This window comes from Burkholderia sp. MSMB1459WGS (assembly GCF_001534535.1).
Classification (GTDB): domain Bacteria; phylum Pseudomonadota; class Gammaproteobacteria; order Burkholderiales; family Burkholderiaceae; genus Burkholderia.
The window spans coordinates 55,763-74,326 of the sequence record NZ_LPMU01000034.1; the positions used below are offsets into that span (position 1 = coordinate 55,763).

An 18,564-nucleotide genomic window follows, 5' to 3' on the forward strand; every position below is an offset into this window, starting at 1 on the left:
GCGGAATTCCGTGACGTTCTTTACCAATTACACCAACCTGGCCCTGATCGCGATCCTGGTGGTTTCCGGTGGCCTGCTCGCATGGCCCGCCCTGCGCCGCGGTCGCGGCGGCCTGTCCGCCGCGGAGGCGACGCAGCTCATCAACCGTCGCAACGCGGTCGTGATCGACCTGCGCGCCGCGTCCGATTTCGCCGCCGGCCACCTGCCGTCGGCGCGTCAGGTCGCGGCGGGCGAGATCGGCGCGAAAATTGCGCAGGTCGCGAAGAACAAGAGCACCCCGGTGCTGCTCGTCTGCCAGAACGGCCAGCAGTCGCAGAAGGCGGCGCGCGAGGTCGAGGCGGCGGGTTACGCCGAGGTGCACGTGCTCGAAGGCGGCGTGGCCGCCTGGCAGCAGGCCGGGATGCCGGTCGTCAAACAAGGAGTGGCGAAGTGAACAAGGTTTTGATGTACAGCACGCAGGTGTGTCCGTATTGCATGCAGGCCGAGCGCCTGCTGAAGCTGCGCGGTGTCGAGCAGATCGAAAAGGTGCTGATCGACCGCGATCCGGCCCGCCGCGAGGAAATGATGACGCGCACGGGGCGCCGCACGGTGCCGCAGATCTATATCGGCGACACGCACGTCGGCGGCTACGACGATCTGTCGAAGCTCGACCGCGAAGGCGGCCTCGTGCCGCTTCTGCAAGCGGCCTGATTAGGGCAGAATGGCCGCCGGCCGCGCCGCGGCTTGGGCGCGCAGGATTCATCCGTGGCGGCCGGCGCACAGCCGGGCCGCCCCGTCACCACTTTTAGGGAAACACCATGTCCGACGTCGAAAACCAACCGTTCTTCAACATCCAGCGCGTCTACCTGAAGGATATGTCGCTCGAGCAGCCGAATTCGCCGGCGATCTTCCTCGAGCAGGACATGCCGTCGGTTGAAGTCGAAGTCGACGTCAAGGCCGACCGCCTCGCGGAAAGCGTCTTCGAAGTCGTCGTGTCGGGTACCGTCACCGCGAAGGTGAAGGACAAGGTCGCGTTCCTGATCGAAGCGAAGCAGGCCGGCATTTTCGACATTCGCAACATTCCGGACGAACAGCTCGACCCGCTCGTCGGCATCGCGTGCCCGACGATCCTGTTCCCGTACCTGCGCTCGAACATTGCCGACGCGATCACGCGTGCCGGCTTCCCGCCGATCCACCTGGCGGAAATCAACTTCCAGGCGCTGTACGAGCAGCGTCTCGCGCAGCTTCAGCAGCAGGCCGGCGGCGCAGCAGGTGCGCCGAACGGCGCGCCGAATGGCACGACGCTGAACTGACGTTTCGCTCGGACCGGTGCTGGGTATGAAAGTAGCCGTTCTCGGCGCCGGTGCTTGGGGCACCGCGCTCGCGGGCCATCTGGCCGCGCGGCACGATACGCTTTTGTGGGCGCGCGACGCCGCGCTCATCGCCGGGCTGCAGGCCCGGCACGAAAATTCCCGCTATCTGGACGGCATCGCGCTGCCTGACGCGCTGCGCTACGACGCCGATCTCGGCGCCGCGCTCGCGCATGGCGCCGCGGACGATGCGCTGTGCGTGATCGCCGCGCCGGTGGCCGGGCTGCGCACGCTGTGTCGCGCGATGCGCGACGCAGGCTGCGTGCCCGCGCACATCGTCTGGGTCTGCAAGGGCTTCGAGGCCGACACGCATCTGCTGCCGCATCGGGTGATCGCGGCCGAGCTGCCCGAACAGCGGAGCAACGGCGTGCTGTCGGGGCCGAGCTTCGCGCGCGAGGTCGGACAGTCGCTGCCCGTCGCGTTGACGGTGGCGAGCACGTCGGTCGAATGCCGCGAGCGCACGCTCGCCGCGTTCCATCACGGCGCGATGCGGATCTATACGGGCGACGACGTGGTCGGTGTCGAGGTCGGCGGCGCAGTGAAGAACGTGCTGGCGATCGCGACCGGCATTTCCGACGGGCTCGGTCTCGGGCTGAACGCGCGCGCCGCGCTGATCACGCGTGGCCTCGCCGAAATGTCGCGGCTCGGCGTGGCGCTCGGCGGCCGCGCGGAAACCTTCACGGGCCTCACGGGCCTCGGCGACCTGATCCTCACCGCGACGGGCGACCTGTCGCGCAACCGCACGGTCGGCCTGCAACTGGCGGCCGGCCGCACGCTGAACGACATCCTCGGCGCGCTCGGCCACGTGGCCGAAGGCGTGCGCTGCGCGCAGGCCGTGCTGGCGCTCGCGCGCGCGCAGTCGATCGAAATGCCGATCACGGAAGCGGTGTGCGGCGTGCTGTTCGACGGCATCGCGCCGCGCGACGCGGTCAGCGGTCTGCTGCGCCGCGACGCGCGCGCGGAGTAGGCCCGGCCGGATCGCCCGGCACGGGTGCGCCGGGCACGCGGCGCCAAAGCGGACTACGCTTGAAGCGTCTCCTGCGTTCCGCGAGGTCGTCATGCTGCAAATCCATTCCACCGCGCTCGATGCGCAGGTCGTCGACATCACGACGCTCGACGTCGATGCGATCGTCAACGCCGCGAACGGCTCGCTGCTCGGCGGGGGCGGCGTCGACGGCGCGATTCACCGCGCGGCCGGTCCCGGCCTGCTCGCCGAGTGCCGCACGCTCGGCGGCTGCGACACCGGCGACGCGAAGCTCACGCGCGGCCACGGGTTGCCGGCGCGCTATGTGATTCATGCGGTCGGCCCGGTATGGTATGGCGGCGCGCGCGGCGAGGCCGAGCTGCTTGCATCGTGCTACCGGCGCGCGATCGAGCTGGCCGAAGAGGTTGCCGCGACGTCGATCGCGTTTCCGGCGATCAGTTGCGGGATTTACCGCTATCCGGCCGAGCAGGCCGTCGACATCGCAGTCGGCACGGTGATCGAAATGCTGCCGCAGGCGCCGACTCTCGCACGCGTGGTGTTCGCGTGCTTCTCGTCCGACATTTACGACCTGTATCGCGCGCGGCTCGCGCGGATCGAGCCGCGCTGAACGTCGCGCGTCATGCGCCGCCTTCGAAGCCGGCCTGACGCCACGCCTCGAACACGACCACCGCGACCGTGTTCGACAGGTTCAGGCTGCGGTTGTCCGGCCGCATCGGCAGGCGCACGCGCTGTTCGTTCGGAAAGCGTTCGAGCAGCTCGGCGGGCAGGCCGCGCGTTTCGGAGCCGAACACGAACCAGTCGCCGGGCAGGAACGCACGATCGTGGAAGCGGCCCGAGCCGCGCGTCGTGAACGCGAACATCCGCGCAGGCTCCGGCGCTTCGGCGGCGACGAACGCGTCCCAGTCGCGGTGCACGCGCATCTGCGCATATTCGTGATAGTCGAGGCCGGCGCGACGCATCCGCGCGTCGTCGAGCGGGAAGCCGAGCGGCTCGATCAGGTGCAGGCGCGCGCCGGTGTTCGCGCACAGGCGGATCACGTTGCCGGTGTTCGGCGGAATTTCGGGGGCGACGAGAACGACGTTGAACATGTTTCGGTTGGGCTGGGGCGGCCGGAGCGGCGCAGCGCGCGCGTGCATCCGGCCGGCCGGTTCGTGACGGCCGCACGCGGGCGACCGGCTTCTCTATCTAATTAATCCCTGGCGGTGCGCAGCGCAACCAGATTCGTCACGCGCGCGGCGCCCGCCGCCTTCAACGCCTGCGCGGCCGCCGCGAGCGTCGCGCCGGACGTCATCACGTCGTCGACGAGCGCGATGTGGCGACCGGCGACGCTGCCTGCCACCGCGAAAGCCGCCATCACGTTGTCGCGTCGTGCGTGCCGGTCGAGCCGCGACTGCGGCGCGGTGTCGGCGACGCGCGCGAGCAAGGCAGCCTCCGCCCGCACGCCGAGCCTGCGCGCGAGCGGACGCGCGATCGCCCACGCCTGGTTGTAGCCCCGCGCGACGAGCCGCCGGTGCGACAGCGGCACCGGCGCGACGAGGTCGAAGCCGCGCGCATCACGCGTATCGTCGACCAGCCGTGCGAGCCGGGCCGCGAATTCGCCGCCGAGCGCGAGCCGCGCATGAAACTTCAGGCCGCGCGCGAGCCCGTCGAGCGGCGCGCGGTAATCGGCGAGCGCGAGCGTCGCGTCGAACGGCGGCGGCGCGGTGCGACACGCGTCGCACCGGTACGCGGCCGCGCGGCCGGCGCCGGGGCGACTGCCGCCGGACGATCGCGCGTGCCCGACGCCGAGCGGCAGCGCGCAGACGTCGCAGCGCAGCCGCGCTTCATTCCAGTACGCGGCATCGCAGGCGCCGCAAATCACGATGTGTGACAAATTGCCGCATAGTGCGCACCGGTTCGGCAACGCGACCGCGGCAACGCGCGCGACCCATGTTCCGACGTGCGACAAAACGACGCGCACCGAGCGTTCGGCGGAACCGCGGACCATCGCAACACTCCTGGCATGCCGCCTCAATGAAGCTTGCGAGGCGAGCGAGTATACTTCGGGCTCTTCGCCAGTGTGCCCGACATGTCCCCAGCTTCGACTTCAACCGGCCGTCCGGCCAATGACGCCAGGCGCCTGCGGCGGATCTTCGACCGCCGTGCCGCCACGTTCGATGCGGTTGCGTTCCTGCCGCGCGAGATCGCGCAGCGGATGAACGAGCGCCTCGAATACATCAAGGTGAGCCCCGCGGCCGTGCTGGATGCGGGCTGCGGCCCGGGCGACGATCTCCCGGCGCTGCGCGCGCGCTTTCCGGAAGCGCCGGTGTTCGGCGTGGACCTGTCCGGCGCAATGCTCGCGCGGGCCGGTCAGCGCGAAGTCGAGCAGACCTCCTGGCGCCGCTGGCTGCCGGCGTCGCTCGGCCGGGCGCTGGGCCAGCGCGGCCCGCGCGTCGCGCAGGCCGACTTCGCCGCGCTGCCGTTCCCGGGCGGCGCGTTCGATCTGATCTGGTCGAATCTCGCGCTCCACTGGCATTCGCGTCCCGATACCGTCTTCCCCGAATGGCAGCGCGTGCTGCGCGTGAACGGGCTCCTGATGTTCAGCACGCTCGGCCCCGACACGCTGCGCGAGCTGCGCGCGGCCTGCGCGGACGCCGAAGCGGCGCTCGGCATCGCGCCGCCCGCCGCGCGTGTGATCGATTTCGTCGACATGCACGACCTCGGCGACATGCTCGTCGAGAGCGGCTTCGAGATTCCCGTGATGGACCAGGAAGTGCTGACCGTCACCTACAAATCCGCCGATTCCCTGCTGGCCGACGTGCGCCGCTGGGGCGCCTATCCGTTCGAGCGCACGGTGCCGCGGCACGCGACGCGGCGCTTTCGCGCGGCGCTCGGCGACGCGCTGGACGCGCGCCGGCGCGAGGACGGCACCATTCCGCTGACCTTCGAGGTGATCTACGGCCACGCGTGGAAGGCCGTGCCGCGCACGACCGCGGAAGGGCACGGGATCGTGCGCATCGAGGACATCGGCAAGGGGCGTCCGAAGAATCGGTAAAGCGGTAAAGAGGGGTTTTGTTATGTCTGAAATTAGCGGCGCAAAGCGGGGTCGAATTGGCGGCTAAAACGGCCGAAAAGCTTGTCGCGCTTGGCTTGGCGGGCGATAGGCGCTTGCTTGTGGATGCCATTGAACCCGCCTATAATGCGTCAGCTTGTCGTCCCGGGGTCCCCGCAATACGGGGCGACGAGTCCGATGCAGGCATGCATCGCATGCCATTCGCGTGAGGCGGCGATGGAAGCAGCGAGGGTTTTGGCGGAGACGGCGGACAGCGAACCGATCCTCGAAGATTGGCTCATGAAACGCAACTGTTCGGTGTCGCCACGCCAGTTCGTGCTGTTTTACGCGTCGCTCGCGGGCTTCTCGCTGGCGATCGCGGCGTTGCTGATGTGGAGAGGGGCCTGGCTCGTCATGCCCTTCACCGGCATCGAGTTGCTGGCGGTGGGTGTCGCATTTGCGATCTATGCTCGCCATGCGGTCGATTACGAGCGCATCAGGCTGTTTCCGCACCGGCTCGTGATCGAGCGGATGGATGCGGAGCGGCTCACGCAGATCGAATTCAACCCGCGCTGGGTGCGGGTCGAGCCGGGTGCGACGCCACGCGATCCGATTCGGCTGGTGTCGCGCGGGCAGACCGTCGTAATCGGGCAGCATCTCGCGCAGTACAAGCGTGCGCAGTTCGCCGACGAACTGCGCGTGTCGCTCAGGCGCTGCGGCTGACGAGGCGCAGCCATCGGCCGGAACGGGCCGGCGGCTTGCGACGGGGGAGGGTTTGAATGGAAATTTTGGGTAAGGATGCTATGAAAACAATCAAGCGAGCCCTCGCGGGCGTGCTGGCATGCAGCGGATTGCTCTTTGCCGGTGCGGCCCTGGCGGTCGGTGATAGCCCGGGCGGCCCCCGTGTCAACGAGATCAACTTTCAGCCGCCGGTCACGAAAATCGCCGAGGAGCTCTACGATCTCCACACGATGATGCTGATCCTGTGTACGGTGATCTTCGTCGGCGTGTTCGGCGTGATGTTCTATTCGATCTTCGCGCACCGCAAATCCAAGGGCCACAAGGCCGCCAATTTCCATGAAAGCACGACCGTCGAGATCATCTGGACGATCGTGCCGTTCGTCATCGTCGTGCTGATGGCGCTGCCGGCGACGAAGGCCGTCGTCGCGATGAAGGACACGACGAACGCCGATCTCACGATCAAGGTCACCGGCTACCAGTGGAAGTGGGGCTACGACTACGTGAAGGGCCCGGGCGAGGGCATCGGTTTCCTGTCGACGCTGACCACCCCGCGCGACGAAGTGATGGGCAAGAAGCCGATCACCGACACCTATCTGCAGGAAGTCGACAATCCGCTCGTCGTGCCGGTCAACAAGAAGATCCGCATCATCACGACCGCGAACGACGTCGTCCACTCGTGGTACGTGCCCGCGTTCGGCGTGAAGCAGGATGCGATCCCCGGCTTCGTGCGCGATACGTGGTTCAAGGCCGACAAGGTCGGGACGTTCCGCGGTTTCTGTACCGAGCTGTGCGGCAAGGAACACGCGTACATGCCGGTCGTGGTCGAAGTCCTGTCGGACGACGACTACGCGAAGTGGGTCACCGCGCAGAAGGCGAAGCTCGCCAGCGCGGCGGTCGATCCGAACAAGGTCTACACGATGGCCGAACTCGTCGCGCACGGCGAGGAAGTGTACAAGGCGAACTGCGCGGCCTGCCACCAGGTGAACGGCAAGGGCCTCGGCGCGTTCCCGGCGATGGACGGCAGCCCGATCGTGAACGGCCCGATCGCGGCCCACGTCGAGCGCGTGCTGCACGGCAAGGGCGCGATGCCGTCGTGGGCATCGCTGTCGGACCTCGACATCGCCTCGGTCGTCACGTACGAACGCAACTCGTGGGGCAACCACAAGAACGACCTGCTGCAGCCGAAGCAAGTGGCCGACGCACGCAACGGCAAGATGCCGGAAGACACGGCGGGCGCGGCACCGGCAGAAGCGGCTTCGGCACCGGCGCAAGCCGCGTCGGGCGCCGAGCAGCCGGCGGCAGCGGCATCGGCCGCACTGTCGACGATCTACTTCGAGACGGGCAAGAGCGTGCTGCCGGCCGACGCAAAGGCGGCGATCGCCGCTGCGGTCGACTATGCGAAGGCGCATCCGGACGCGAAGCTCGCGCTGTCGGGCTTCACCGACAAGACCGGCTCGGCCGACGCGAACGCCGAACTGGCGAAGCATCGGGCCCAGGCCGTGCGCGATGCGCTGAAGGCAGCAGGCGTGGCGGAAGACCACATCATTCTCAAAAAGCCGGAAACGATCACGGGCGGGGCTGACGCGAAGGAAGCCCGGCGTGTCGAGATCGGCCCGGCGGCTTGACGTGTCGCTGAGTTAGTCGACGTATTCGCATTAGGAGATTCTCATGTCTAGCATCGGGCACGACGTAGCCGCGGACCACGCGCACGACGACCACGCGCACGAAGCCCCGCACGGCTGGCGTCGCTGGCTGTTCGCCACCAACCACAAGGACATCGGTACGCTGTACCTGCTGTTCTCGTTCATCATGTTCCTGTCGGGCGGCGTGATGGCGCTCGGCATCCGTGCCGAGCTGTTCGAGCCGGGCCTGCAGATCATGCGTCCGGAGTTCTTCAACGAACTCACGACGATGCACGGCCTGATCATGGTGTTCGGCGCGATCATGCCGGCCTTCGTCGGCTTCGCGAACTGGATGATTCCGCTGCAGATCGGCGCATCCGACATGGCGTTCGCGCGCATGAACAACTTCAGCTTCTGGCTGCTGCCGGTCGCGGCCGTGCTGCTGGTCGGTTCGTTCTTCGCGCCGGGCGGCGCGACGGCCGCCGGCTGGACGCTGTACGCACCGCTGTCGACGCAGATGGGCCCGGGCATGGACTTCGCGATCTTCGCGGTCCACATCATGGGCGCGTCGTCGATCATGGGCGGGATCAACATCGTCGTGACGATCCTGAACATGCGCGCACCGGGCATGACGCTGATGAAGATGCCGATGTTCGCGTGGACGTGGCTGATCACTGCGTACCTGCTGATCGCCGTGATGCCGGTTCTGGCAGGCGCGATCACGATGGTGCTGTTCGACCGCCACTTCGGCACGTCGTTCTTCAACGCGGCAGGCGGCGGCGACCCGGTGATGTACCAGCACATCTTCTGGTTCTTCGGCCACCCCGAGGTGTACATCATGATTCTGCCGGCGTTCGGGATCGTGTCGCAGGTGATCCCGGCGTTCGCGCGCAAGACGCTGTTCGGCTACAGCTCGATGGTGTACGCGACGGCGTCGATCGCGATCCTGTCGTTCATGGTCTGGGCGCACCACATGTTCGCCACGGGCATGCCGGTCACCGGCCAGCTGTTCTTCATGTACGCGACGATGCTGATCGCGGTGCCGACGGGCGTGAAGGTGTTCAACTGGCTCGCGACGATGTGGCGCGGCTCGATGACGTTCGAAACGCCGATGCTGTTCGCGATCGGCTTCCTGTTCGTGTTTACGTTCGGCGGCCTGACGGGCCTGATGCTCGCGATGGCGCCGCTCGACATCCAGTATCACGGCACCTACTTCGTGGTCGCGCACTTCCACTACGTGCTGGTGGCCGGCTCGCTGTTCGCGCTGTTCTCGGGCTGGTACTACTGGGCGCCGAAGTGGACGGGCTGGATGTACAACGAGACGCGCGGCAAGATCCACTTCTGGGCGTCGATGATCTTCTTCAACCTGACGTTCTTCCCGATGCACTTCGTCGGTCTCGCGGGCATGCCGCGCCGCTATGCGGACTACCCGGCGCAGTTCACGGACTTCAACCAGGTGGCGACGATCGGCGCATTCGGCTTCGGCCTCGCGCAGGTGTACTTCCTGTTCGCGGTCGCGCTGCCGGCCTACCGCGGCGGCGGCGAGCTGGAAAAGGCATCGGACAAGCCGTGGGACGGCGCGACCGGCCTCGAGTGGACGGTGCCGAGCCCGGCTCCCTTCCACACGTTCGAGCAACCGCCGCACGTCGAGTAAGTGTCACCCGGCGTTCCGCCGCTGCCTGCCGCACAGGCAGGCAGCGGCGGGCGCCGAATCGATGGATCAGCGAAGTTTCAGCGAAGTTGCAGATGACCCGGAATCCACAAGAAAGACGAACGCCCGAGCAGATCCGCGCGGGCAACAAGCGGCTCGGCCTCACCCTGCTCGTCATCGCCGCCGTTTTTTTCGTGGGTGTCGTGATCAAGCAGTGGTGGCTGTCCACCCACTGATGCAGTAATTGACGCAGTAGCGAGGAAGTCGTCGTATGTCGAAGCCGGAAGAGGGCGCCGTGGATCGTGCGTTCAATCGTTCGATGCTGGTGAAGCTCTTCGTCGTGGCCGGGTTGATGTTCGGTTTCGGCTTCGCGCTGATCCCGATGTATCGGGCGATTTGCCAGATCACCGGCATCAACAACCTGGTGCAGCGCGATGTCAGCGAGCGCGAGGTGAAGAACTCGCAGGTCGACTATAGCCGCACGGTGTCGGTCGAGTTCGACGCGAACGCACGCGGGCCGCTCGGGTTCAAGCCGGAGCACAACAGTCTCGACGTGCATCCGGGCGAACTGACGACGATCGTGTACGACGTGACGAACGGGCAGGGCCGGCCGGTCGTGGCGCAGGCGATTCCGAGCTACGCGCCGAAGCAGGCGACGGAGTTCTTCAAGAAGATCGAGTGCTTTTGCTTCACGCAGCAGACGCTGACCGCGAACGAGTCGCGCAAGATGCCGGTGGTGTTCGTGATCGACCCGAAATTGCCGAAGGACGTAAAGACGATCACGTTGTCGTACACGTTCTTCGAACTGAATACACCGGCCACGCCGGCACCGGCGCAGCGCAGTACGGCGGCGCAGGGTGCGGCGAAGCCGGACGCATGAAGACGGAGGCGGGGCGATGACGGAGGTCAAGCGGAGCGGAACGTTCGGTCAGGCGCTGAGAGCGGTGCTGTGGTCGTTCTTCGGGGTGCGCAAGCGGCGCGACCTGGAGGCCGATGCGACGCAGCTCAATCCGCTGCACGTGCTGATCGTCGCGTTGATCGCGGCCGGCGTGTTCATCGGCGTGCTGATCCTGATCGTGCGTGCCGTCGTGGGCTGAGGCGCGCGGCTGGCGGCCCGCGGCCACGAAAGAATGCAGTGCGCGGCGCCACGGCGCGGCGTGCAGGAAAGAGCGGCGGCAGTCTCGCCGCGCAAGAAATAAAGCCGGAGCGTTTCCGGTACACAAATTGGACTGAAGTGGAGAATCAAGCATGAGCGGTCAAAACCAGACCCCGTACTATTTCGTGCCGCATCCGTCGCAGCATCCGATCAGCGCGGCCATCGGCCTGCTGGTCATGCTCGGGTCGGTAGCGCTGTGGATCAACGGTCACGACTGGGCGCCGTTTACGGCGCTGCTCGGCCTGCTGTGGTTGCTCTTCACGCTGTATCACTGGTTCGGCGACGCGATCGCCGAATCGGAAGGCGGTCATTACGGCAAGAACGTCGACAAGTCGTACCGCTGGAGCATGAGCTGGTTCATCTTCTCGGAAGTCATGTTCTTCGGCGCGTTCTTCGGCGCGCTGTTCTATGCGCGTGAAATCGCGCTGCACCAGCTCGGCAGCCTCGACTACAAGCTGATCTGGCCGGACTTCTCCGCCGTGTGGCCGAACGAAGGCCCCGCCGCGCTCGCCGGTCACTTCAAGACGATGGGCCCGTGGCCGATCCCGACGCTGAACACCGCGCTCCTGCTGTCGTCGGGCGTGACGCTGACGATCTCGCACCACGCGCTGCGCGACGATCATCGCAAGAAGGCGATTGCGTGGCTGGCCGCGACGCTCGTGTTCGGGATCTGCTTCCTGTTCCTGCAGGGCTTCGAGTACTACCACGCGTACAACGAACTGAACCTGACGCTGAACTCGGGCGTGTACGGTTCGACGTTCTTCCTGCTGACCGGCTTCCACGGCTTCCACGTGTTCCTCGGCGGCACGATGCTCGCGGTGGTGCTGGTGCGGATGATCCGCGGCCACTTCAAGCCCGATCATCACTTCGCGTTCGAAGGCGCCGCGTGGTACTGGCACTTCGTCGACGTCGTCTGGCTCGGCCTGTACGTCGTCGTCTACTGGCTGTAAATGGAAAAACGGCCCGCGCAGCGATGCGCGGGCCGTTTTCATTGGTGTGCGGGCGCGGCGGCGAAGCCGCGGCCGACACCGCCCCGGCGCCGCCGCGACTCAGTCAGGCGGCGCTTTTGCTTGGTGGCGCGGCCGTGCGGCGAAATGTCACAGCGGTCGCGGCAGCCGGCGCGGCAACGGCATCAACGTCCGATCGGCAGGCCGGTCGAATGGATCCAGCCCATCCAGTTCGCGAACAGGATGAACAGGAACAGCGACACCGACAACCCGACGCGGGTGGCGAGCGACCAGACCATGCGCTTCGTATGGCCGCGGTCGTGCATCATGAAGTAGAGCGCCGAGCCCATGCTGGCAATGATGAGGACGAAGGCGATGGGAACGAGTATGTGCATGACACGAACCGGACGACGGCAATTCGAAAGGAAGAGGATAATTATCGCACTTCGCTTTCGCGCACGTGCTGGGCGGGCCGCACGATGAAGATTCGCTGGCTGCCTGCGCTGCTGATCCTCGTCGTCGTCGCCGTCACGATCCGTCTCGGTTTCTGGCAACGCGACCGTGCGCACCAGAAGGAGGCGCTGCAGGCGAGCATCGCGCGCTACGAGCAGGCGGCGCCGGTCGATCTCGGCGCGCAGCCGGTTCCGCTCGCGTCGATCGAGTTTCACCGCGTGCGGGCGAAAGGCCGTTTCATGCCCGAGCAAGCGGTGTTCCTCGACAATCGGCCGTATAACGACCAGCCGGGTTTTTACGTCGTGATGCCGTTTAAACTCACGGGCGGCGGCGTCGTGCTCGTGAATCGCGGCTGGCTGCCGCGCAACATCGCCGATCGCACGGCGATCGAGCCGTTCGCGACGCCGGCGGGCGAGGTCGAGATCGTCGGCATCGCGCGCGCCGATGCGTCGCGCGCGTTCGAGCTCGGCGAAGGCGGGTCGGCCGCGCACCAGAAGATCCGCCAGAACCTCGACGTCGCCGCGTATGCGAAGGAAACCGGGCTGCCGCTGCAGCCGTTCGTGATCCAGCAGACGAGCGACGACGGCGACAAGCTCGTGCGCGACTGGCCGGCGGCGACGACCGGCGTCGAGCGCAATTACGGTTATATGTTTCAGTGGTGGGCGATGGCGGCGGCCGCGCTCGGCTTCGGCCTGTACGCCGCGCGGCGTGCGGCGAAGAAGTCGACCGGCGCGTGAGCGTCATGCCAGGACGCGGCGCCGGCGCCGCGGGTTCGTTTCGAGAGGTCTGATTTGTCCATGCAATCTTCCCGTCAAGGTCCGGCCGCAGCGCCGATGTCGCCCGAGGCCCGCAAGCGCGGCCGCTGGATGCTCGTGCTGCTGGGTCTCGTGTGCGCCGCACCGATGATCGCGTCGTACTTCACCTATTACGTGATCAAGCCGAAGGGTGGATCGACGAATTACGGCACGCTGATCGAGCCGCAGCGCCCGATCCCGGCGGATCTGCAGGTCACCGACGAAACCGGCAAGACGGTGCCGCTGTCGTCGCTGCGCGGTGTCTGGCTGTTCGTGATGACCGACCGCAGCGCGTGCGACGACGCCTGCGCGCGCAAGCTCTATTTCATGCGCCAGATCCGCGTCACGCAGGCGGGCGAACGGCACCGGATCACGATGGTATGGCTGCGCAGCGATGCGGGCCCGACGCCGCAAAAGGTGCTGGACGCGTATCCGGACACGCGCCGGCTCGTCGCGGATCCGGCCGCGGTGGCCGCGTGGCTGCCGGCCGATGCCGGCACGAAGGACAGCGACCACATCTACATGGTCGACCCGAACGGCAACCTGATGATGCGTTTCCCGAAAGACCCGAATCCCAGCAAGATCAAGTCGGACGTGACGAAGCTGCTGAAGTGGTCGAGCATCGGTTGAGGCAAGAGGACGAGGCACCATTCCGATGTCGTATCTACTGCAACTCGGCCTGATCGGCCTGTGCATCGCACTGCTGCCGCTGTCGTACGTGTGGGTGAAGGCCGACGACGACAAGTTCCGCAAGCTCGTGTGGATCACCACGTTCCTAACCCTCGACCTCGTGATGTTCGGCGGCTTCACGCGGCTGACCGATTCGGGGCTCGGCTGCCCCGACTGGCCCGGCTGCTACGGCACGTCGTCGCCGTTCATCGCGCATGCGGCGATCACGGCCGCGCACCAGGCGATGCCGACCGGGCCGGTCAGCATGACGAAGGCGTGGATCGAGATGATCCACCGCTATTTCGCGATGGCGATCGGCGTGCTGATCATCGCGCAGGTGGCGATCGCGTGGGCCGCGCGGCTGCGCCGCCGCCCGCTGCACGTGTCGCCGTGGTGGCCGACGAGCCTGCTGCTGCTGATCCTCGTGCAGGGCGCGTTCGGCGCATGGACGGTCACGATGAAGCTGCAGCCGGTGATCGTCACGATCCACCTGCTGCTCGGCCTCACGCTGCTCGGCACGCTGGGCTGGCTCGCGGCGCGGCAGACGCCGCTGCCGTCGCATGACCCGGAGGCCGGGCGTTACCGGGCGGCCGCGCTCGCGGCGCTCGTGCTGCTGGTCGTGCAGATCGCGCTCGGCGGCTGGGTCAGCACCAACTACGCGGTGCTCGCGTGCACCGACTTCCCGACCTGCAACGGCCAGTGGATTCCGCCGATGGATTTCCAGCACGGCTTCCACCTGTGGCGCGCGCTCGGGATGACGAAGGACGGCGACGCGATCACGCAGGACGCGCTGGTCGCGATCCACTGGACGCACCGCACGTTCGCGTTCGTCGTGGTCGCTTATCTGGTCGCGTTCGCGCTGAAGATGCGCCGCTTCGAATCGCTGCGGCGGCCCGCGAACGGCGTGCTGCTGGTCGTCCTGCTGCAGTTCGTGACGGGCCTGACCAACATCGTGCTGCAGTGGCCGCTGCCGGTCGCGGTCGCGCACAACGGCGGGGCCGCGATCCTGTTGCTGCTCGTCGTCATGTTAAACTTTCGCATCCTTTCAAGCCGCCCCGGCCGTGTCGCGCAGCCTGCGCGCGACGCCGCCCCGGCGTGACCGCCCCCATGCAAAGCACCCTCTCCCAATCGCCCGGTAGCCGCTTTTCCCAGTACATGGCGCTGACGAAGCCGCGTGTCACGCAGCTCGCGGTGTTCTGCGCGGTGATCGGCATGTTCCTCGCGACACCGGGCATGGTGCCGTGGCATGTGCTGATCGGCGGCACCGTCGGCATCTGGCTGCTGGCCGGCGCCGCGTTCGCGATCAACTGCCTCGTCGAGCAGAAGATCGACGCGATGATGCGCCGCACCGCGTGGCGCCCGTCCGCGCGCGGCGAGATCACGACGCCGCAGATCCTGCTGTTCTCGGCCGTGCTCGGCAGCGTCGGCGCATGGACGCTCTATACGTTCACGAACCCGCTGACGATGTGGCTGACGATCGCGACGTTCGTCGGCTACGCGGTGATCTACACGCTGCTGCTCAAGCCGATGACGCCGCAGAACATCGTGATCGGCGGCGCGTCGGGCGCGATGCCGCCGGCGCTCGGCTGGGCGGCGGTCACCGGCGCGGTGCCGGGCGACGCGTGGATCCTCGTGCTGATCATCTTCGTCTGGACGCCGCCGCATTTCTGGGTGCTCGCGCTCTATCGCCGCAAGGATTACGAGAACGCCGGGCTGCCGATGCTGCCCGTCACGCACGGCGAGAAGTTCACGCGCCTGCACATCCTGCTGTATACGGTGATCCTGTTCGCGGTCGCGCTGATGCCGTTCATTTCCGGGATGAGCGGGGCCGTCTACCTGACGAGCGCGGTGCTGCTCGGCGCGGTGTTTCTCGCATATGCGTGGAAGATCCATCGCGACTATTCGGACGAGCTCGCCCGCAAGGCCTTCCGCTACTCGATCGTCTATCTGTCGCTGCTGTTCGCGGCGCTGCTCGTCGATCACTATGCACGCCCGCTGCTCGGCGTGTAACCGCACGGTTTGAACGCAATGCTCCAATCACGGTTCGGGCGCCGCGCGCGCCAAGGCTGGATGCTCGCGTGCGCATTCACGGCAGCGCTGCTGCTCGCCGGATGCGACAACGCGCCGAAATTCCAGAATCTCGACATCACCGGCAACACGCAGTTCGGCAGCGACTTCTCGCTGCCCGATACGACCGGCAAGATCCGCACGCTCGCCGACTTCAAGGGCCGTGCGGTCGTGATGTTCTTCGGCTATACGCATTGCCCGGACGTGTGCCCGACCACGATGGCCGAATTGTCCGAAGCGCTGAAGCAGCTCGGGCCGGATGCCGCGAAACGCGTGCAGGTGCTGTTCGTCACCGTCGATCCGGAGCGCGACACGCCGGCGCTGCTCGGCCAGTACGTGCCCGCGTTCGATCCGTCGTTCATCGGCCTGCGGCCGGCCGACGAAGCGCAGCTCAAGAAGGTCACGAAGGATTTCCGCGTGTACTACGCGAAGGTGCCCGGCAAGACGCCCGGCAGCTACACGATGGATCACACGGCCGCGAGCTACGTGTTCGACCGCGACGGCAAGCTGCGCCTGTTCGTGCGCGACGGCCAGGGCCCGGCTCCGTGGGTCCACGACCTGAAGCTGCTGGTCGACTGACCGGCGGCCGCCGGGCGCCCGGCCCGGCGTTTCGCGTGACGGCCGTCCTGCGTCGTCGCGCTTTCCCTTTCTCATCGTGGCGCGCATGCGCTGTCCGCCGGGCGGCGCGTCGGCATGCGCGCGTTGCGCCGAAGTCGCGTTACGGCAGCGCCGGCACGTTGAAGCCGGAGGCGGCGCGCGTGACCCGGAATTCCGTCACGCGATACGTGGCGAGCCCCTCGGTGACGAACGGGTCGGTCTCGAGGATCGCGTCGAGCGCGTCGCGATCGATGCGGGCCGCGAGGATCATGCCGCCTTCGCGCGGCACCTTCGGCCCCGCCGCGATGAAGATGCCCTTGTCGAACTGCGGCTGCAGGTACGCGCGGTGGCGTTCGAGCGCGTCGTCGATGCGCTCGAGCGACGCGGTGTAGTGGATGTCGATGACGTACATGGATGGCCCTGGAATGATGCCGGCGCTTCGCGCGCCGGCCAGCCGGTCTTTTTAGCACAGCGGACGCGGGCTGTCGCGTCGGCGCGGCCTCGCGACGGGCGCCGTGCCCGTTGATCGCCGGTTCGCTGCGGCCGCGCGTATTCAAGATGCAAGCCTCGTTGCCGTAAATGAAAGGGCAACCGTTTGCGCGCGGCAGGCCGTTCGCGCGCCGGATGCATCGACATCGACAGAGGCACGCAGATGAGCAGAATGAGTTTGAATCGCAAGCTGTGGCTCGCGCTTGCGCTGGTATGGATCGGTCTCCTGGGCGTCGGCGCATGGAGCGCCTACGAGACCCGCGCGACGATGCTCGCCGAACGCAAGGCCGGTATCGCGAATCTCGTCGACTCGGCGGCGGGCATCGTGAAGGCCTATTACACGCTCGCGCAGAACGGCACGCTGCCCGAGGCCGACGCGAAGCGCGACGCGCTCGCGCGCCTCGCCGCGATGCGCTACGGCGATTCGGGCTACGTGTTCGTGATGGATTCGAAGCCGGTCGTGCTGATGCATCCGACGCTGCCGAAGCTCGTCGACACGCAGGTCGGCGACTATCTCGATCCGGACGGCAAGCCGCTGTTCGTGACGATCCTGAACGCGGCGAAGGCGACCGGCAGCGGTTTCGCCGAATATCGCGGGCGGCTGCCGCACAGCGAGACGGCCGTACCGAAGATCAGCTATGTCACGCGGTTCGCGCCGTGGGACTGGAACATCTCGAGCGGCGTGTTCCTGAAGGACATCGACACCGTCTACTACCGGACGCTGCTTGGCCATCTGGCCGTGGTGTTCGTGATCGGCCTCGTGATCAGCGCGGCGATGCTGGTGATCATCCGCAACGTGCGCGGCAGCCTCGGCGGCGAGCCTGACGAAGCGGCCGCGCTCGCGACGCGCATCGCGCAGGGCGACCTGACGCAGCCGGTGCCGGTGCGCGCGGGCGACCGCACGAGCATGATGGCCGCGATGCACGACATGCAGGCGCGGCTGCAGGCGACGATTGGCGGGATTCGCCAGTCGGCCGAAGCGATCGCGTCGGCGAGCCGCCAGATCTCGGCCGGCAACGACGACCTGTCGCAGCGCACCGAGGAGCAGGCCGCGTCGCTCGAGGAAACGGCCGCGAGCATGGAGCAACTGACCGCGACGGTGAAGCAGAATGCCGACAACGCGCGGCAGGCGAGCGGGCTCGCGAACAACGCGTCGGACATCGCGCGCACGGGCAGCGACGTCGTGAACCGCGTGATCGGCACGATGGGCGAGATCGACGACAGCTCGCGCAAGATCGCCGACATCATCGGCGTGATCGAGGGCATCGCATTCCAGACCAACATCCTCGCGCTGAACGCGGCGGTCGAGGCTGCGCGCGCGGGCGAGCAGGGCCGCGGCTTCGCGGTGGTCGCAGGCGAGGTGCGCTCGCTCGCGCAGCGCAGCGCGACGGCCGCGAAGGAGATCCGCGCGCTGATCGTCGATTCGGTCGAGCGCGTGCGCAACGGCTCGACGCTGGTCGGCCAGGCCGGTACGACGATGGGCGAGATCCTGCAGGCGGTCGCGCGCGTGACCGACATCATGGGCGAGATCGCGGCGGCATCCGAGGAGCAGGCGAGCGGCATCACGCAGGTCGGGCGCGCGGTCACGCAGATGGACCAGGTGACCCAGCAGAACGCGGCGCTGGTCGAGGAAGCCGCTGCGGCGGCCGCGTCGCTGCAGGAACAGGCCGCGCGGCTGCGCGATGCGGTCGGCGCGTTCCGGGTCGGCGATGCCGGCGGCCCGTCGCCGCGCGGGGCCGGTGCGCGGGCGGCCGAACCGGCCTTCGGCGCGAAGGTTGCCGACGAGACGGTGGCGGCGTGACGTGTGTCGGCCGATGGGCCGATGCGGCGATGGACCGATGCGTCGAGAAAAACTGCAACTAACGGCCGTGTCGTGCATCGGCCGCCGGCGGCACTGCGCGGGTGCATACCCATATGAGCGGGATGTATTTCACTTCCCGCCGATCCTGTGACACCATTTGGCCCTTCCTGCGAGTCGGGGCATACCCGTATCGCGCCCCATTTCAAGTAAGC

General features: G+C 67.2%; 23 protein-coding genes. 19 read left to right on the forward strand and 4 right to left on the reverse strand.

The genetic code is table 11. The features are described from left to right. Positions 1–10 precede the first annotated feature (10 nt). From WT97_RS13555 to WT97_RS13575, 5 genes are all read left to right on the forward strand, one after another. Positions 11–433, forward strand: a complete 423-nt coding sequence (locus WT97_RS13555) for a rhodanese-like domain-containing protein (RefSeq protein ID WP_059506565.1) — start codon at positions 11–13, stop codon at positions 431–433. Next, on the forward strand, positions 430–690 hold the full coding sequence (grxC, locus tag WT97_RS13560) for a glutaredoxin 3 (RefSeq protein ID WP_006477722.1): 261 nt from the start codon (positions 430–432) through the stop codon (positions 688–690). Before WT97_RS13555 ends, grxC begins: the two co-directional genes overlap by 4 nt. A 107-nt stretch (positions 691–797) precedes the next feature. Next, on the forward strand, positions 798–1,292 hold the full coding sequence (secB, locus tag WT97_RS13565) for a protein-export chaperone SecB (protein WP_059506567.1): 495 nt from the start codon (positions 798–800) through the stop codon (positions 1,290–1,292). 25 nt (positions 1,293–1,317) lie between these two features. After that, positions 1,318–2,316 (forward strand): NAD(P)H-dependent glycerol-3-phosphate dehydrogenase, encoded by a 999-nt coding sequence (locus WT97_RS13570; RefSeq protein ID WP_059795484.1) that lies wholly within the window; start codon positions 1,318–1,320, stop codon positions 2,314–2,316. A gap of 91 nt (positions 2,317–2,407) precedes the next feature. Beyond that, positions 2,408–2,941 carry an O-acetyl-ADP-ribose deacetylase gene (locus tag WT97_RS13575; protein ID WP_060353619.1) on the forward strand — a complete coding sequence of 178 codons (534 nt, stop codon included), beginning with the start codon at positions 2,408–2,410 and terminating at the stop codon, positions 2,939–2,941. Between the two features lie 10 nt (positions 2,942–2,951). Here WT97_RS13575 and trmL read toward each other — a convergent pair whose 3' ends face one another. Further along, on the reverse strand, positions 2,952–3,422 hold the full coding sequence (gene trmL / locus WT97_RS13580) for a tRNA (uridine(34)/cytosine(34)/5-carboxymethylaminomethyluridine(34)-2'-O)-methyltransferase TrmL (RefSeq protein ID WP_059506573.1): 471 nt from the start codon (positions 3,420–3,422) through the stop codon (positions 2,952–2,954). Between the two features lie 101 nt (positions 3,423–3,523). Continuing rightward, positions 3,524–4,321: a ComF family protein gene (locus WT97_RS13585; protein WP_059795488.1), complete on the reverse strand. Its 798-nt coding sequence runs from the start codon at positions 4,319–4,321 to the stop codon at positions 3,524–3,526. Positions 4,322–4,402: 81 nt separating this feature from the next. Between WT97_RS13585 and WT97_RS13590 the strand changes: the two genes are divergently transcribed. From WT97_RS13590 to WT97_RS13620, 8 genes are all read left to right on the forward strand, one after another. Continuing rightward, a complete protein-coding gene (locus WT97_RS13590; protein WP_059506577.1) occupies positions 4,403–5,368 on the forward strand; it encodes a methyltransferase domain-containing protein in 966 nt (321 codons plus the stop codon). Positions 5,369–5,563: 195 nt separating this feature from the next. After that, positions 5,564–6,088 (forward strand): DUF2244 domain-containing protein, encoded by a 525-nt coding sequence (locus WT97_RS13595; RefSeq protein ID WP_052100358.1) that lies wholly within the window; start codon positions 5,564–5,566, stop codon positions 6,086–6,088. 56 nt (positions 6,089–6,144) lie between these two features. Continuing rightward, on the forward strand, positions 6,145–7,731 hold the full coding sequence (coxB, locus tag WT97_RS13600; RefSeq protein WP_060035696.1) for a cytochrome c oxidase subunit II: 1,587 nt from the start codon (positions 6,145–6,147) through the stop codon (positions 7,729–7,731). A gap of 43 nt (positions 7,732–7,774) precedes the next feature. Beyond that, a complete protein-coding gene (gene ctaD, locus WT97_RS13605; protein ID WP_006477731.1) occupies positions 7,775–9,382 on the forward strand; it encodes a cytochrome c oxidase subunit I in 1,608 nt (535 codons plus the stop codon). Between the two features lie 92 nt (positions 9,383–9,474). Next, positions 9,475–9,615, forward strand: coding sequence for a cytochrome oxidase small assembly protein (locus WT97_RS34560; RefSeq protein ID WP_006486385.1), 141 nt, complete (start codon positions 9,475–9,477; stop codon positions 9,613–9,615). A 35-nt stretch (positions 9,616–9,650) separates the two neighbouring features. Continuing rightward, the gene (locus WT97_RS13610) at positions 9,651–10,259 is read left to right on the forward strand and encodes a cytochrome c oxidase assembly protein (RefSeq protein ID WP_012329268.1); all 609 of its coding nucleotides are present in this window, start codon (positions 9,651–9,653) and stop codon (positions 10,257–10,259) included. 16 nt (positions 10,260–10,275) lie between these two features. Further along, the gene (locus WT97_RS13615) at positions 10,276–10,476 is read left to right on the forward strand and encodes a DUF2970 domain-containing protein (protein WP_027785505.1); all 201 of its coding nucleotides are present in this window, start codon (positions 10,276–10,278) and stop codon (positions 10,474–10,476) included. A 151-nt stretch (positions 10,477–10,627) separates the two neighbouring features. Continuing rightward, entirely contained in the window at positions 10,628–11,485 is an 858-nt protein-coding gene (locus tag WT97_RS13620; protein ID WP_034208451.1) for a cytochrome c oxidase subunit 3, read from the forward strand. A 182-nt stretch (positions 11,486–11,667) separates the two neighbouring features. Here the strand turns inward: WT97_RS13620 and WT97_RS13625 are convergent, their stop codons facing one another. Continuing rightward, entirely contained in the window at positions 11,668–11,877 is a 210-nt protein-coding gene (locus WT97_RS13625) for a twin transmembrane helix small protein (protein WP_006752055.1), read from the reverse strand. Positions 11,878–11,961: 84 nt separating this feature from the next. Here WT97_RS13625 and WT97_RS13630 point away from each other — a divergent pair, with 84 nt between their 5' ends. From WT97_RS13630 to WT97_RS13650, 5 genes are read left to right on the forward strand one after another with little or no spacing between them, the layout of a single operon-like run. Then, positions 11,962–12,672, forward strand: coding sequence for an SURF1 family protein (locus WT97_RS13630; RefSeq protein WP_034208450.1), 711 nt, complete (start codon positions 11,962–11,964; stop codon positions 12,670–12,672). A gap of 60 nt (positions 12,673–12,732) precedes the next feature. Beyond that, positions 12,733–13,359 carry a hypothetical protein gene (locus WT97_RS13635; RefSeq protein ID WP_060353620.1) on the forward strand — a complete coding sequence of 209 codons (627 nt, stop codon included), beginning with the start codon at positions 12,733–12,735 and terminating at the stop codon, positions 13,357–13,359. A gap of 25 nt (positions 13,360–13,384) precedes the next feature. Further along, positions 13,385–14,497 carry a heme A synthase gene (locus tag WT97_RS13640; protein ID WP_059506584.1) on the forward strand — a complete coding sequence of 371 codons (1,113 nt, stop codon included), beginning with the start codon at positions 13,385–13,387 and terminating at the stop codon, positions 14,495–14,497. Between the two features lie 8 nt (positions 14,498–14,505). Beyond that, positions 14,506–15,408, forward strand: coding sequence for a heme o synthase (cyoE, locus tag WT97_RS13645; RefSeq protein ID WP_059506586.1), 903 nt, complete (start codon positions 14,506–14,508; stop codon positions 15,406–15,408). Between the two features lie 18 nt (positions 15,409–15,426). Next, a complete protein-coding gene (locus tag WT97_RS13650) occupies positions 15,427–16,044 on the forward strand; it encodes an SCO family protein (RefSeq protein WP_059506588.1) in 618 nt (205 codons plus the stop codon). Positions 16,045–16,183: 139 nt separating this feature from the next. On the opposite strand, the gene WT97_RS13655 is transcribed toward WT97_RS13650, so the two are convergent. Next, positions 16,184–16,474, reverse strand: a complete 291-nt coding sequence (locus WT97_RS13655) for a YciI family protein (RefSeq protein ID WP_059506591.1) — start codon at positions 16,472–16,474, stop codon at positions 16,184–16,186. A 240-nt stretch (positions 16,475–16,714) separates the two neighbouring features. On the opposite strand from WT97_RS13655, the gene WT97_RS13660 reads away from it, so the two are divergent. Next, positions 16,715–18,352 (forward strand): methyl-accepting chemotaxis protein, encoded by a 1,638-nt coding sequence (locus WT97_RS13660; RefSeq protein ID WP_059506593.1) that lies wholly within the window; start codon positions 16,715–16,717, stop codon positions 18,350–18,352. Positions 18,353–18,564: the final 212 nt, after the last annotated feature.

Coding starts and splice junctions, on each gene's coding strand:
- WT97_RS13595 (WP_052100358.1), top strand. CDS start 5,564: ATGCAGGCATGCATCGCATGCCATTCGCGTGAGGCGGCGATGGAAGCA.
- WT97_RS13635 (WP_060353620.1), top strand. CDS start 12,733: ATGCAATCTTCCCGTCAAGGTCCGGCCGCAGCGCCGATGTCGCCCGAG.
- WT97_RS13590 (WP_059506577.1), top strand. CDS start 4,403: ATGTCCCCAGCTTCGACTTCAACCGGCCGTCCGGCCAATGACGCCAGG.
- WT97_RS13640 (WP_059506584.1), top strand. CDS start 13,385: ATGTCGTATCTACTGCAACTCGGCCTGATCGGCCTGTGCATCGCACTG.
- WT97_RS13570 (WP_059795484.1), top strand. CDS start 1,318: ATGAAAGTAGCCGTTCTCGGCGCCGGTGCTTGGGGCACCGCGCTCGCG.
- WT97_RS34560 (WP_006486385.1), top strand. CDS start 9,475: ATGACCCGGAATCCACAAGAAAGACGAACGCCCGAGCAGATCCGCGCG.
- WT97_RS13610 (WP_012329268.1), top strand. CDS start 9,651: ATGTCGAAGCCGGAAGAGGGCGCCGTGGATCGTGCGTTCAATCGTTCG.
- secB (WP_059506567.1), top strand. CDS start 798: ATGTCCGACGTCGAAAACCAACCGTTCTTCAACATCCAGCGCGTCTAC.
- ctaD (WP_006477731.1), top strand. CDS start 7,775: ATGTCTAGCATCGGGCACGACGTAGCCGCGGACCACGCGCACGACGAC.
- WT97_RS13625 (WP_006752055.1), bottom strand. CDS start 11,877: ATGCACATACTCGTTCCCATCGCCTTCGTCCTCATCATTGCCAGCATG.
- WT97_RS13650 (WP_059506588.1), top strand. CDS start 15,427: ATGCTCCAATCACGGTTCGGGCGCCGCGCGCGCCAAGGCTGGATGCTC.
- trmL (WP_059506573.1), bottom strand. CDS start 3,422: ATGTTCAACGTCGTTCTCGTCGCCCCCGAAATTCCGCCGAACACCGGC.
- WT97_RS13660 (WP_059506593.1), top strand. CDS start 16,715: ATGAGCAGAATGAGTTTGAATCGCAAGCTGTGGCTCGCGCTTGCGCTG.
- cyoE (WP_059506586.1), top strand. CDS start 14,506: ATGCAAAGCACCCTCTCCCAATCGCCCGGTAGCCGCTTTTCCCAGTAC.
- WT97_RS13620 (WP_034208451.1), top strand. CDS start 10,628: ATGAGCGGTCAAAACCAGACCCCGTACTATTTCGTGCCGCATCCGTCG.
- WT97_RS13655 (WP_059506591.1), bottom strand. CDS start 16,474: ATGTACGTCATCGACATCCACTACACCGCGTCGCTCGAGCGCATCGAC.
- coxB (WP_060035696.1), top strand. CDS start 6,145: ATGGAAATTTTGGGTAAGGATGCTATGAAAACAATCAAGCGAGCCCTC.
- WT97_RS13615 (WP_027785505.1), top strand. CDS start 10,276: ATGACGGAGGTCAAGCGGAGCGGAACGTTCGGTCAGGCGCTGAGAGCG.
- WT97_RS13575 (WP_060353619.1), top strand. CDS start 2,408: ATGCTGCAAATCCATTCCACCGCGCTCGATGCGCAGGTCGTCGACATC.
- WT97_RS13585 (WP_059795488.1), bottom strand. CDS start 4,321: ATGGTCCGCGGTTCCGCCGAACGCTCGGTGCGCGTCGTTTTGTCGCAC.
- WT97_RS13630 (WP_034208450.1), top strand. CDS start 11,962: ATGAAGATTCGCTGGCTGCCTGCGCTGCTGATCCTCGTCGTCGTCGCC.